General features: G+C 52.5%; 8 protein-coding genes, 2 tRNA genes and 2 rRNA genes (1 of these 12 cut by a window edge). 6 read left to right on the forward strand and 6 right to left on the reverse strand.

Annotated elements, in window-relative coordinates; translation table 11 throughout:
• The 5 genes from NM686_RS17995 to tyrS all read right to left on the reverse strand — a co-directional run.
• Window positions 1-1,235, reverse strand: a 23S ribosomal RNA gene (locus NM686_RS17995) (it extends 1,656 nt beyond the left edge of the window).
• 321 nt (window positions 1,236-1,556) lie between these two features.
• Window positions 1,557-1,632: transfer RNA gene (locus NM686_RS18000), tRNA-Ala, on the reverse strand.
• A 33-nt stretch (window positions 1,633-1,665) separates the two neighbouring features.
• A tRNA-Ile gene (locus NM686_RS18005) sits at window positions 1,666-1,742 on the reverse strand.
• Window positions 1,743-1,801: 59 nt separating this feature from the next.
• Window positions 1,802-3,334, reverse strand: a 16S ribosomal RNA gene (locus NM686_RS18010).
• The 16S and 23S rRNA genes sit together here with 2 tRNA genes alongside, the layout of an rRNA operon.
• Window positions 3,335-3,691: 357 nt before the next feature.
• On the reverse strand, window positions 3,692-4,885 hold the full coding sequence (tyrS, locus tag NM686_RS18015; RefSeq protein ID WP_255189218.1) for a tyrosine--tRNA ligase: 1,194 nt from the start codon (window positions 4,883-4,885) through the stop codon (window positions 3,692-3,694).
• Window positions 4,886-5,031: 146 nt separating this feature from the next.
• On the opposite strand from tyrS, the gene NM686_RS18020 reads away from it, so the two are divergent.
• The 4 genes from NM686_RS18020 (at window position 5,032) to NM686_RS18035 (ending at window position 10,437) form a co-directional block, all read left to right on the forward strand.
• On the forward strand, window positions 5,032-6,330 hold the full coding sequence (locus NM686_RS18020; protein WP_255189219.1) for an OapA family protein: 1,299 nt from the start codon (window positions 5,032-5,034) through the stop codon (window positions 6,328-6,330).
• Window positions 6,317-7,441, forward strand: coding sequence for an anhydro-N-acetylmuramic acid kinase (locus NM686_RS18025; protein WP_255189220.1), 1,125 nt, complete (start codon window positions 6,317-6,319; stop codon window positions 7,439-7,441). Before NM686_RS18020 ends, NM686_RS18025 begins: the two co-directional genes overlap by 14 nt.
• Before the next feature lie 91 nt (window positions 7,442-7,532).
• On the forward strand, window positions 7,533-9,938 hold the full coding sequence (locus tag NM686_RS18030) for a Lon protease family protein (protein ID WP_255189221.1): 2,406 nt from the start codon (window positions 7,533-7,535) through the stop codon (window positions 9,936-9,938).
• A gap of 151 nt (window positions 9,939-10,089) precedes the next feature.
• A complete protein-coding gene (locus NM686_RS18035) occupies window positions 10,090-10,437 on the forward strand; it encodes a coiled-coil domain-containing protein (protein WP_255189222.1) in 348 nt (115 codons plus the stop codon).
• Between the two features lie 45 nt (window positions 10,438-10,482).
• Here NM686_RS18035 and argC read toward each other — a convergent pair whose 3' ends face one another.
• Window positions 10,483-11,511, reverse strand: coding sequence for an N-acetyl-gamma-glutamyl-phosphate reductase (gene argC / locus NM686_RS18040; RefSeq protein WP_255189223.1), 1,029 nt, complete (start codon window positions 11,509-11,511; stop codon window positions 10,483-10,485).
• Between the two features lie 102 nt (window positions 11,512-11,613).
• On the opposite strand from argC, the gene NM686_RS18045 reads away from it, so the two are divergent.
• Window positions 11,614-12,579, forward strand: a complete 966-nt coding sequence (locus NM686_RS18045) for an NAD(P)H-quinone oxidoreductase (protein WP_255189224.1) — start codon at window positions 11,614-11,616, stop codon at window positions 12,577-12,579.
• On the forward strand, window positions 12,580-13,428 hold the full coding sequence (locus NM686_RS18050; RefSeq protein ID WP_255189225.1) for a sulfurtransferase: 849 nt from the start codon (window positions 12,580-12,582) through the stop codon (window positions 13,426-13,428). It abuts the gene before it with no gap.
• Window positions 13,429-13,568: the final 140 nt, after the last annotated feature.

The raw sequence follows: 13,568 nt of genomic DNA on the forward strand, positions 1-13,568 counted from the left end.
CTTCTGATACCTCCAGCCGACTTCTCAATCGACCTTCGCAGGCGTACAGAACGCTCCTCTACCACTCACGCTTACGCGTAAATCCGTAGCTTCGGTACTATGCTTAGCCCCGGTAAATCTTCCGCGCAGACCGACTCGACCAGTGAGCTATTACGCTTTCTTTAAAGGGTGGCTGCTTCTAAGCCAACCTCCTGGCTGTCTGGGCCTTTCCACATCGTTTCCCACTGAGCATAGATTTGGGGACCTTAGCTGACGGTCTGGGCTGTTTCCCTTTTCACGACGGACCTTATCACCCGCCGTGTGTCTCCCGTGCTTGCACTTTCTGGTATTCGGAGTTTGCATCGGGTTGGTAAGTCGGGATGACCCCCTAGCCGAAACAGTGCTCTACCCCCAGAAGCGATACACGAGGCGCTACCTAAATAGCTTTCGAGGAGAACCAGCTATCTCCGAGCTTGATTAGCCTTTCACTCCGATCCACAACTCATCCCCTACCTTTTCAACGGGAGTGGGTTCGGTCCTCCAGTGTGTGTTACCACACCTTCAACCTGGTCATGGATAGATCGCCCGGTTTCGGGTCTACACCTTGCGACTAAACGCCCTATTAAGACTCGGTTTCCCTACGCCTCCCCTATTCGGTTAAGCTTGCCACAAAATGTAAGTCGCTGACCCATTATACAAAAGGTACGCAGTCACCCCACGAAGGGGCTCCCACTGCTTGTACGCATACGGTTTCAGGTTCTATTTCACTCCGCTCTCCGCGGTTCTTTTCGCCTTTCCCTCACGGTACTGGTTCACTATCGGTCAGTAAGGAGTATTTAGCCTTGGAGGATGGTCCCCCCATATTCAGTCAACGTTTCACGTGCGCCGACCTACTCGATTTCACTAAAAACAGGTTTTCGTGTACGGGGCTATCACCCTGTATCGCCGGACTTTCCAGACCGTTCCACTAACCTAAATCTAGCTTAAGGGCTAGTCCCCGTTCGCTCGCCACTACTTAGGGAATCTCGGTTGATTTCTTTTCCTCCGGGTACTTAGATGTTTCAGTTCTCCGGGTTCGCTTCAGTGAGCTATGTATTCACTCAAAGATGACCAGCTTATGCTGGCCGGGTTGCCCCATTCAGAGATCGCCGGATCAAAGGTTGTTTGCCACCTCCCCGACGCTTTTCGCAGGCTACCACGTCTTTCATCGCCTCTTACTGCCTAGGCATCCACCGTATGCGCTTATTCACTTGACCATATAACCCGAATACGTCTGTATTTTGGTTATCAGTCGCTGACATGTTCGCTGATGTATTGCTTGAGAACGCTTTGCGTTTTTGACGTTCGTCTTGGCCTTGCGGCTGACGCGCGTTTCAATTCGCATTACGCTTCAGTTTTGATCGTTTCCGATCAAGACTTTACAGATTTCCATATTGTTAAAGAGCTATTGATACGAATATCAATGCTATAAACCCTGAGTTTCGATCACGGCCTTCCGGCATTGATCATCAAGTCTTATAGCGTTGCTATCGGTATCTTGGCAGGTTCGACGCGACGTTTATCCACTCATGTGGCTATGGTGGAGCCAGGGAGGATCGAACTCCCGACCTCCTGCGTGCAAGGCAGGCGCTCTCCCAGCTGAGCTATGGCCCCGATGTGATTAAGACTTTCGCCTTTTTCGTTAGTTGGTGGGTCTGGGAGGATTTGAACCTCCGACCTCACCCTTATCAGGGGTGCGCTCTAACCAACTGAGCTACAGACCCAGGTGCGTCTTTCAATCGAAATAATTTGTTGTGAGCACGTATCAGGTGTTCTGTCTTTGTAAGGAGGTGATCCAGCCCCAGGTTCCCCTAGGGCTACCTTGTTACGACTTCACCCCAGTCATGAATCACAAAGTGGTAAGCGCCCTCCCGAAGGTTAAACTACCTACTTCTTTTGCAACCCACTCCCATGGTGTGACGGGCGGTGTGTACAAGGCCCGGGAACGTATTCACCGCGGCATTCTGATCCGCGATTACTAGCGATTCCGACTTCATGCAGTCGAGTTGCAGACTGCAATCCGGACTAGGATCGGCTTTTTGGGATTGGCTGGCTCTCGCGAGTTCGCAACCCTCTGTACCGACCATTGTAGCACGTGTGTAGCCCTACCCATAAGGGCCATGATGACTTGACGTCGTCCCCACCTTCCTCCGGTTTATCACCGGCAGTCTCCCTAGAGTTCCCGGCCGAACCGCTGGCAACTAAGGATAAGGGTTGCGCTCGTTACGGGACTTAACCCAACATCTCACGACACGAGCTGACGACAGCCATGCAGCACCTGTCTCTCGGTTCCCGAAGGCACCAAGTCATCTCTGACAAGTTCCGAGGATGTCAAGGGTAGGTAAGGTTCTTCGCGTTGCATCGAATTAAACCACATGCTCCACCGCTTGTGCGGGCCCCCGTCAATTCATTTGAGTTTTAGCCTTGCGGCCGTACTCCCCAGGCGGTCAACTTAATACGTTAGCTCCACCACTAAGTTCTTTAAGAACCCAACGGTTAGTTGACATCGTTTACGGCGTGGACTACCAGGGTATCTAATCCTGTTTGCTACCCACGCTTTCGTACCTCAGCGTCAGTTTGAGTCCAGAGAGCCGCCTTCGCCACTGGTGTTCCTTCAGATCTCTACGCATTTCACCGCTACACCTGAAATTCCACTCTCCTCTACTCAACTCTAGTTCCCCAGTATCAAATGCAGTTCCCAGGTTAAGCCCAGGGCTTTCACATCTGACTTAAAAAACCGCCTACGCACGCTTTACGCCCAGTAATTCCGATTAACGCTTGCACCCTCCGTATTACCGCGGCTGCTGGCACGGAGTTAGCCGGTGCTTCTTGTATGGGTAATGTCAGTCTACCGGGTATTAACCGATAGGTGTTCCTTCCCATTGAAAGTGCTTTACAACCCTCAGGCCTTCTTCACACACGCGGTATTGCTGGATCAGGCTTGCGCCCATTGTCCAATATTCCCCACTGCTGCCTCCCGTAGGAGTCTGGGCCGTGTCTCAGTCCCAGTGTGGCTGATCATCCTCTCAGACCAGCTACGGATCGTCGCCTTGGTAGGCCTTTACCCCACCAACTAGCTAATCCGACATAGGCTCATCTATTAGCGCCAGGCCCGAAGGTCCCCGGCTTTCCTCCGTAGAGCGTATGCGGTATTAGCGTGAGTTTCCCCACGTTATCCCCCACTAATAGGCAGATTCCTATGCATTACTCACCCGTCCGCCACTCATCCAGGTGCAAGCACCCTTCAGCGTTCGACTTGCATGTGTTAAGCATACCGCCAGCGTTCAATCTGAGCCATGATCAAACTCTTCAGTTTAATTTTGCTTTGTGACTATATGATTAGCCACCAATCTTGACTCGATTACAGAACGTCATTTAAGCTTTAAATTGACGCGGTCTGTACCGATAATTTCCAACAGAAACTTCTCCGATACATGCCCACACAAATTATTTCGATTCTTCTTGTTAAAGAGCTAAGGGCATTCATTCCGCCCTGTTGAGCCGATGCATTCTACAGCATCTCAACTCATTGTCAAATTTATTTTTTCGAGGCCTTCAAAAAACAACACCCCGAAACCATAAATCAGGGCAACCAAAAACTTTACCCCTCTCGAAGCATTTGCTTTCAAACAACCCCGAAGAGCCGACCATTCTACAGCCCTCAGCATGAATGTCAAGAAATTATTTCGACTTTGGCGAATTTCCTCTTACCTACCTGATAAACATGCTGACTAGACAAAGCCAACACCGCTTTCGTATCCTCCAGTTTTTCACCATCAATTTTGACCGCCCCCTGCTTGATCATCCGCAGCGCCTCGGATGTACTGGCCACCAAACCCGCCTCCTTCAATAGGTTGGCTATCGGCAAACCCGCCGAATCGGCCTTGAGTTGAATTTGCGGCATATCATCCGGCATAGCTCCGCGTTGAAAACGCGCCTCAAATTCTTCCAGAGCTCTTCTTGCCGCCTCAGCGCCATGAAACCTAGCAACAATTTCTTGCCCCAAACTGACCTTAAAGTTTCTTGGATTAGCACCTTCGCCACATTCACGCCGCCACTTCTCGATTTCGGTCATCGGCTTGAAGCTCAGCAGCTCGAAATAACGCCACATCAATTCATCGGAAATCGACATGATCTTGCCGAACATATCATCCGGCGCATCGGCGATCCCTATATAGTTGTTCAATGACTTGGACATTTTCTGCACACCATCCAGACCTTCCAGGATTGGCATCGTCAACACCACTTGCGGCTTTTGTCCATGCATTTCCTGCAGATGCCGCCCCATCAACAGATTGAATTTCTGATCAGTCCCACCCAACTCGACATCGGCCTTCATCACCACCGAATCGTAGCCTTGAATCAATGGATACAAAAACTCATGGATCGCAATCGGCTGGCCATTTTTGTAACGCTTATGAAAGTCATCCCTTTCCAACATGCGCGCCACAGTATGTTTGGCTGCCAACTGAATCACTTCAGCACTGGACATCACCCCCATCCACTCCGAGTTGAACTTGATCTCGGTTTTTTCTGGATCGAGAATCTTGAACACCTGCTCTTGATAGGTCTTGGCATTTTCCACCACATCCTCTCGACTCAACGGCTTGCGAGTAACATTTTTACCCGTAGGATCACCAATCATCGCGGTAAAGTCGCCAATCAGAAATTGGACTCTATGTCCCGCATCCTGAAACTGCTTGAGCTTATTGATCAACACGGTATGCCCCAAATGCAAATCCGGTGCCGTCGGATCAAAACCCGCCTTGATGGTCAGAGGCCTATTTTCTTCCAGTTTTTTAATCAACTCCGCTTCGAGTAAAACTTCATCTGCGCCGTATCGCAACTGCGCCAAGGTTTCTTGCACCAATTTCTTCTCCTGAAAACCGATAAATTTCCCGCATTATAAATTATCGCTTCGCGAATCAAGGACAAAAAATCCCCATTAAGTTGGCCATAACCCGGAAAATTGCCTACAATGAACCGCTCGACAACCATTGAAGTGTGATTGCTGTGAAAAACAGAATACTCAAGACGGTACTCCTAAGTACCTGTACCGTCGTTGCCGCTAGCGCAAGTTATGGATTAATTCCGCATAAAAACTTTTTCGAAGACACCCGAAACCAAGAACAAGAGCGACTAATCTCTTCCAAAGTCAATCAGTACACCAACTACGTCGCCCCGGCCGACCCAATCGAAGAAGCCGCTTTTTCCGAAGACCTGGAACATACCGTCAAATCCGGCGAAAATTTATCCACCATATTCTCGGCATTGAATCTAAGCCCCGAGGATTTACACAAAATCATCCATTCCAATGATACCGGCAAACAATTCGCCGATGTTCTCCCCGGTCAAGACGTAGTGGCAACGGTTGACGCCGAAGGCAAACTGGAACAACTGACCTATGCCAAAAACCCTTTTGAAACCCTGGTCGCCACTCGCCATGACGATGGTTTCGACGTCAAATTGTTCAGCAAAAAAATTGATTATCAAATCAGCAGCGCCAAAGCCACCATCCATTCGTCCTTGTTCGAAGATGGCGTAAAAGCCGGCCTGTCAGAGAAAATCATCTTGAAATTGGCCGATATTTTCGCCTGGGACATCGATTTTGCGTTAAATTTACAAGATGGCGACGAATTCACCGTGGTCTATGAAAAGCTATTCGTGGACGGTAAGGAATTCGATACCGGCGAGGTATTGTCGGTAGAATTCGTCAACCAAGGTAAAACCTACGCCGCCGTCCGTTTCGAAGACAACCAGGGGCATACGGGTTATTACACACCGGAAGGCAACAGCTTGCGGAAGGCGTTTTTGCAAACACCGATGGATTTTGCCAAGATCAGCTCGCATTTCAATCTGCATCGCAAACACCCGATTCTGAACACGATCCGCGCACATAAAGGCGTTGATTATTCTGCCTCCATCGGCACGCCGGTCAAGACCACCGGCGACGGAAAAATCGTATTTCAAGGGGTCAAAAATGGCTATGGCAATGTCGTAGAAATTCAACATTGGCAAAAATATTCCACGCTCTATGCCCATTTATCCCGTTTCAAATCCGGCCACAAAGTTGGCAGCGCTGTCAAACAGGGCGATGTGATTGGCTATGTCGGCAAAACCGGCTTGGCAACCGGGCCACATTTGCATTATGAATTTCGCATAGCAGGTCAACACGTCAACCCGTTGACGGCGAAATTACCGCGCTCTTTGCCGATGGATAAATCACTGTTAGCCAAATTCAAGGCCCAAACCCAGCCATTGATGGCACAATTACACAAAGCCAAAGGCGGCGAGTTGCTTGCAAAAAACTAAGCCCTCATCGGAACTTTATATTGGCTTAATGTCCGGGACCAGCCTCGATGGCATCGACGCTGGTCTCGTCGATTTAAGCAACGACCAAACCAAGGTCCTTGCCTTTCATTATCAACCTTTTCCGGCCGAACTCAGGCAACAGATTCATCAACTCAGCCAGCCAGACCAGCCCGTTTTACTTGAAGAATACGGCGCTATCGATGCCGAACTAGGCCAATTATTTGCCGAAGCTACCTTGGCCTTGCTCGAAAAAGCAAAAGTTTCGGCGACATCTATTTGCGCCATCGGCAGCCACGGACAGACGGTTTATCATGCCCCGAATGGCCCTCACGGCTTTTCCTTACAAATCAGCGACCCGAACCGCATCGCCCAAATCACCGGCATTACCACTGTCGCCGACTTCCGCCGCCGCGACATTGCCGCTGGAGGACAAGGCGCCCCGTTAGTGCCCGCCTTTCATCATGCCATGTTCAGCCGGCCCGACCAAGCCATAACGGTACTCAATATCGGCGGCATCGCAAACATCACGGTACTCAAGCAAGACGTCATCCTCGGTTTCGATACAGGCCCTGGCAATACCTTGATGGATTACTGGTGCCTACAAAACCTGGGGCAGAATTATGACGCTAATGGTAACTGGGCGAGCAAAGGCAAAGCTAATGACGAGTTGCTATCGCACTTGCTCGACGACACATACTTCCGCGCAATTCCGCCCAAAAGCACCGGTAAAGAGTATTTTTCTCCCACCTGGCTGGAACAAAAGCTCTCGCCTTTCCGGGCCGGCCCGGCCGAAGACATCCAGGCCACATTGTGCCAATTCACCGCCAATAGCATCGCTGATGCCATTTTGAAGTATGCCGCCGACAGTCATGAAATCTTAGTCTGTGGTGGTGGCGTACATAATCTGCAACTATTGTCCATGCTGCGAGAACGACTGCCGGCCCCGATGACATCCACAGCCGAATACGGCATCGATCCCGACCATGTCGAAGCCATTGCCTTTGCCTGGTTAGCCAAACAGACCCTACACAATAGACCGGGCAACTTGTGCAGTGTAACCGGCGCCCGTACGCCAGTGGTGCTCGGTGGAATTTATCCAGGCCGCAACTGATTAAGGTACACTTTTCCAAGATTCAGTGACTTTAACGGAATTTATTCCCCACCCATTGCGAAATTTAGCGTCCATACAGGGATTATGATCCATGAAAAAAGCGCCGTTACCTCCATCGGAACTTTATAAGTCGTGTAACCTCGAGCAATTGCATTTCACTTCTACGGATGAACTGGAAGACATTGACATCATCGTCGGCCAGGAACGCGCGCTGGATGCTCTGAAGTTTGGCATCCGCATCAAAAAAGAAGGCTATAACATTTTCGCGATGGCGCCCGATGGCACCGGCAAGCTGACCACAGTCAAACAACTGGCCGAACACGAAGCCGCCCGCCAACCCGTGCCACTCGACTGGTGCTATGTCCATAATTTCAGTCATCCGGCAAAACCGACGGCTATTCACCTGGAACCAGGGCAAGGCAAGGTATTTCAGGAGGACATGGCCGAACTGATAGACGAATTGAGCGTCGCGATACCGGCTGCTTTCGACGGCGATGAATACCGTTCCAGGGCTGGCGAACTGGAAAGCGAATCCCGCCAGCGCGAATTGAATGAAATCAGCCAAATTCGAGAAGAAGCCGAACAAGCGCATATCATTTTTACCGAAACCGCCACCGGCTATGCCTTTTTGCCCGCCGACGAGAATAATGAGCCTCTGACGCCGGAACAATTCAACAAACTGGACAAGGAACAGCAGCATCGCTATCAGGAAACCGTCCTCAAATTGCAAGAACGGGTACAAGCCGCGATCAAAAAATTCCCGGTCTGGCGAAAGGAAACCAAGCGCAAACTGCAAGCCTTGAATCGAGAAGTGGCCGAACTGGCGGTCAACCATTCCATCGATGAATTAAAGGATAAATACGCCAAATCGCAAGCGGTATTGAATTATCTGACCGCCGTGCAAAAAGACATCATCGACCATGTGCGCGACTTCATTCCGCACAGCGAAAAAGTCATTTCCTTCATGGAATTGCCACAAGAGCCCAACCCGTTCAAACGCTATCAGGTCAACCTGATGGTCGATTTGAGCCATAAACGTTCGGCGCCGGTGATCTGCGAGGATTTGCCGAACTATGGCAATCTGCTCGGCCGCATCGATCACCAAGCCCACATGGGGTCACTGGTTACCGACTTTACGATGATCAAACCCGGTGCATTGCACAAAGCCAACGGCGGCTATTTGATCATCGATGCCCGCAAGGTCTTGATGCAACCCTACGCCTGGGAAACCTTGAAGCGCAGCCTGAAATCCGGCGAAATCCGCATAGAATCCTTAGAGCGCGCGCTGAGCCTGATCAGCACCTCATCCCTGGAGCCGGAACCGATTCCGCTGGACATCAAAGTCATCCTACTAGGCGACCCCATCATCTATTATCTGCTGAGTTTCTACGATCCGGAGTTCCAGGATTTCTTCAAGGTAGCCGCCGATTTTGCCGGCAGCGTCAATCGTGGCGATAACATCATCGATTACACGCGCATGCTGGCCACCATCGCCCGCCGGGAAAAGCTGCGCCCGTTGAGCCAACAAGCCGTGGCCCGTGTCATCGAGCACAGCGCCAGAATGGCCGGCGACGCCGAAAAATTACTGACGCATCTGCGCAGCATAAAGGATTTGCTGACCGAGGCGGACTTCTGGGCCGCCGAAAACGGCCATACCCAAATCACCCACAGCGACGTGCAGCAAGCCATCGATCAAAAAATCAAACGCCTGGATAAAATCCGCGAACGCATCTACGAAAACATCCAGCGCGGCACCATCATGATTGACACCAGTGACAAAGTGGTCGGTCAAATCAATGGTTTGTCGGTATTGCAATTGGGCGAATTCGCCTTCGGCCAACCGTCCAGAATCACCGCCACCACCCGTATGGGCAGCGGCAAGGTAGTGGACATCGAACGAGAAACCGAGCTGGGCGGCGCCATTCATTCCAAGGGCGTGTTGATTCTGTCCAGCTTCATCGCCTCCCGTTACGCCCGCACCACACCGTTTTCGTTATCCGCCAGCCTAGTGTTCGAACAATCCTACGGCCACGTCGAAGGCGACAGCGCTTCGCTGGCGGAATTGTGCGCAATCCTGTCGTCTTTGGCGCAAGTGCCTTTGCGCCAGGATTTGGCAATGACGGGTTCGGTCAACCAGCTCGGCCAGGTCCAACCCATCGGCGGCGTCAACGAAAAAATCGAGGGTTTCTTCGACGTCTGCTCGGCTCGCGGCCTGACCGGCAACCAAGGCGTCATCATTCCCGCCGCCAACATACCGTTCCTGATGTTGCGCTGGGACGTCGTGCACGCCGCCCAAAGCGGCAAGTTTCACATTTATGCGGTGAATACCGTCGATGAAGCCCTGGAGCTCTTGAGCGACATGGAAGCCGGCAACGCCGACGACCAAGGCCAGTACCCGGCGGATTCCTTAAACGCCAAGATCGATGCGCAGTTGCAGCAGTTTACGACGTTGCGGAAGGCGTTTAGCACTAAGGAAGGGAATGGGGCGGAGAAATAATCCAGCTTGGATACGCCGGGCAATGGCGATGCGCATCGATTACACTATGAAGCATCCTTTCGGATACAAAAATGGTAAGCAATGCGTACCCTACATGACTGCTTGGTCAAGATGGTAATCGCTGGTAAACTCATCGAAAACCGAGATGCGCATGGCAACGATTACGTTCGACACCCACGAATTTATCAAAGAGCTGAAAAAAGCCGGTTTCAGTGAAGAGCAGGCGGAAGTCATTACCAAATTGCAAAAAACCGCCGTGGCTACGACACTCGAACAGGCAAGGCACGATTTCGAGTTGGACGACTTGGCGACCAAGCGTGACTTAAAGGCGCTGGAAACCGAATTAAAACGCGATATCAAGGAACTAGAGCTCAAGCAGGATGCAAAACTGGCAGAAACCAAGTCGGAACTGATACGTTGGGTCGTTAGCGTTGGCCTACTACAGACGGCGCTAATAGCCGCCCTATTGCTCAAAATCATATCAGCGCTTCCAGGCTAATCCGGTCGCTACGATGCTACCCTTTTCGCACCTTTCTTGGACGCATCAAGGGTACAGCGCCACCGTTTCCAGGCCCTGATTCTCACGCAAGCCAAACATCAAATTCATGTTCTGAACGGCCTGCCCCGACGCGCCTTTCACCAGATTGTCGATCACCGACAAAATCACCACCGTGTCGCCGCCTTGCGGTTGATGCACGGCGATTTGGCAGCGGTTGCTGCCGCGCACGTTGCGGGTGTCGGCATGGCTGCCGGCCGGCAATACGTCGACGAAATACTCGTTTTGATAACGCTGTTCGAACAAGCCTTGTAAATCCACTTCGCCGGTCAACCGCGCATACAAAGTCGCATGGATGCCGCGTATCATCGGCGTCAGATGCGGCACGAAGGTCAGGCCGATATTTTGTCCGGTTGCCAATTGCAAGCCTTGCTTAATCTCGGGCAAATGCCGATGTCCCGGCACGCCGTAAGCCTTGAAGCTTTCGCCGGCTTCGCTCATCAGCGACGGGATTTCCGCCTTGCGCCCCGCTCCGCTGACACCGGACTTGGCGTCGGCGATCAAATGGCCGGCGTCGATGACGCCGGCTTCCAGCAACGGCAAAAAACCCAGTTGCACGGCGGTCGGATAACACCCGGGACAAGCGATCAAGCGGGCTTGCTTGATCGCCTCGCGGTTGATTTCCGGCAGACCATAAACGGCTTCGGCGACCAAATCCGGGCTGGCGTGGCTCATGCCGTACCATTTTTCCCATTCTTCAATGTCCTTGATGCGAAAATCCGCCGACAGGTCGATGATTTTGATCCCGCGCGCCAGCAAGTCGGTGGCCATGTTCATCGCCGTGCCGTTCGGCGTGGCGAAAAACACCACGTCGCAATCGGCCAGATTGTCGAATTCCGGCGGCGAAAACACCGCATCACACAAACCGCGCAGGCTGGGGTAGGTCTTATCGACTCTTTGTCCAGCATCGGCGCGCGACGTCACCGCCGCGACCTCGACTTCCGGATGCAATGCCAATATCCGCAATAACTCGACGCCGGTGTAACCGGTACCGCCCACTATGCCTGCTCGTATCATGTTGTGTTCGTCTCGCTGAATAAACTAGGCCCGAACCGCCGTCGACTCGGGCGTAAAGCCGCATATAATAAGGCTTATCGTGTTTACTAAAAACCCCAAACCATGCGCGCGATCAAAATCGTCGAAAACACCTTGCAATTAAGCGAATTGCCTAAGCCTGCGCCCGCCCAACACCAGGTGTTGATACAAGTGGCCGCGGCCGGCGTGAATCGGCCGGATTTGCTGCAACGTCAGGGTGCCTATCCACCGCCGCCGGACGCTTCACCGATTCTGGGTCTGGAGGTCGCCGGCACGATTGTCGAAATGGGCGACGAGGTCAAAAACTTTCGGGCTGGTGATGCGGTGTGCGCACTGGTCACGGGCGGCGGCTACGCCGAATATTGCCTGGCCTCCGCAAGCTGCTGTTTGCCGATACCGGACGGCTTTTCTTTAACAGAAGCCGCCGCACTACCGGAAACTTTTTTCACGGTCTGGAGCAATGTGTTCGAGCGCGGCCGCTTGGCGCCAGGCGAAACCCTATTGGTACACGGCGGCGGCAGCGGTATCGGCACCACAGCGATACAACTGGCTCAGGCTTTCGGCAACAAGGTTTACGTGACTGCGGGCAGCGCCGACAAATGCCAACGCTGCCTGGCGCTAGGCGCGGATGCCGCGATCGATTACCGGCAACAGGACTTCGTCGAAAGTATTCATCACCTGACAGAGGGCAAAGGCGTCGACGTGATTTTGGACATGATCGGCGGCGATTACTTCCCGCGTAATCTCAAATGCCTGGCCACCGATGGCCGACTGCTGCAAATCGCGATACAAAACGGCATGAAAAACGAAATCAACCTGTGGGCCATCATGGCCAAACGCCTGACTGTCACCGGCTCCACGCTCAGAACCCGCGACGACGCCTTCAAAGCCAATATCGCCAGACAATTGCGCGACAAGGTCTGGCCCTTATTGGAAGCCGGCAAAATCAGGCCGGTCATCGATTCTATCTTCCCGCTGGCCGATGCGGAGCACGCCCATGCCCGCATGGCAAGCAACCAACACTTCGGCAAAATCATCCTGGAGATTTAAATGAGCTATACCACACTGATATCCGCCAACGAACTGGCCAAGCATTTGGATCAGCCCGACTGGGTAATTTTCGACTGCCGCTTCTCGCTGGCGGACGCCGGCCTCGGCACCAAAGCCTACCGCCAAGGCCATCTTCCCGGCGCCCGCTATGCCGACTTGAATAAAGACCTGTCGTCACAGGCCTTGAGTCATACCGGCCGCCACCCATTGCCAGATTTTGCCGTGTTGGCGAAAAAATTGGGCGACTGGGGCGTTTCCAACCGTAGCCAGGTCGTGGTTTACGACGACGCCGGCGGGGCCTTTGCCGGCCGCCTGTGGTGGCTCCTGCGCACGATGGGCCATCAAGATGTCGCTGTGCTGGACGTCGGCATCCAGCAATGGCAAAAGCAAAACTTACCGATGACCACGCATTTACCGAAGGTCACTCCAGCCCAATTTCGCTGCTATCTGGACGCCAAACAATGGGTGAGCGCTACGGAAGTCGAAAACGGCCTGGCAAGCCGCACGATTACCTTGATAGATGCCCGCACGCCGGAACGCTATGCCGGCCTGCAAGAACCTATCGACCCCGTGGCCGGCCACGTACCCAAAGCCATCAATAGGCCGTTTCAATTGAATCTGGATAACAACGGCCTGTTTCTGCCGGCCGAAGACCTGAAAAAACAGTTCCAGCGTCTGACCGAATCGCGGAAACCCGAACAGGTCGTTCATATGTGCGGCTCGGGCGTGACGGCCTGCCATAACCTGCTGGCGATGGAAATTGCCGGCTTGAGCGGCTCCAGACTTTACGCCGGTTCGTGGAGCAAATGGATAACGAATAAAAATCGCGCCGTAGCGAAATCCGTATAACGGCGCGACCTGGATTGACATGAGATGATGAATAGCGTTTTAACCATAAACACAATTGAACGCGCGCTCCCAATGCGACTAGGGCGCGCGACGCAGTAAGTGTTTTAATTCAAAACGCCCGCAAGGGAACGTCGGTAAAA

Origin of the sequence: Methylomonas rapida, from assembly GCF_024360925.2 — a bacterium.
GTDB classification, from domain to species: Bacteria; Pseudomonadota; Gammaproteobacteria; order Methylococcales; family Methylomonadaceae; genus Methylomonas; species Methylomonas rapida.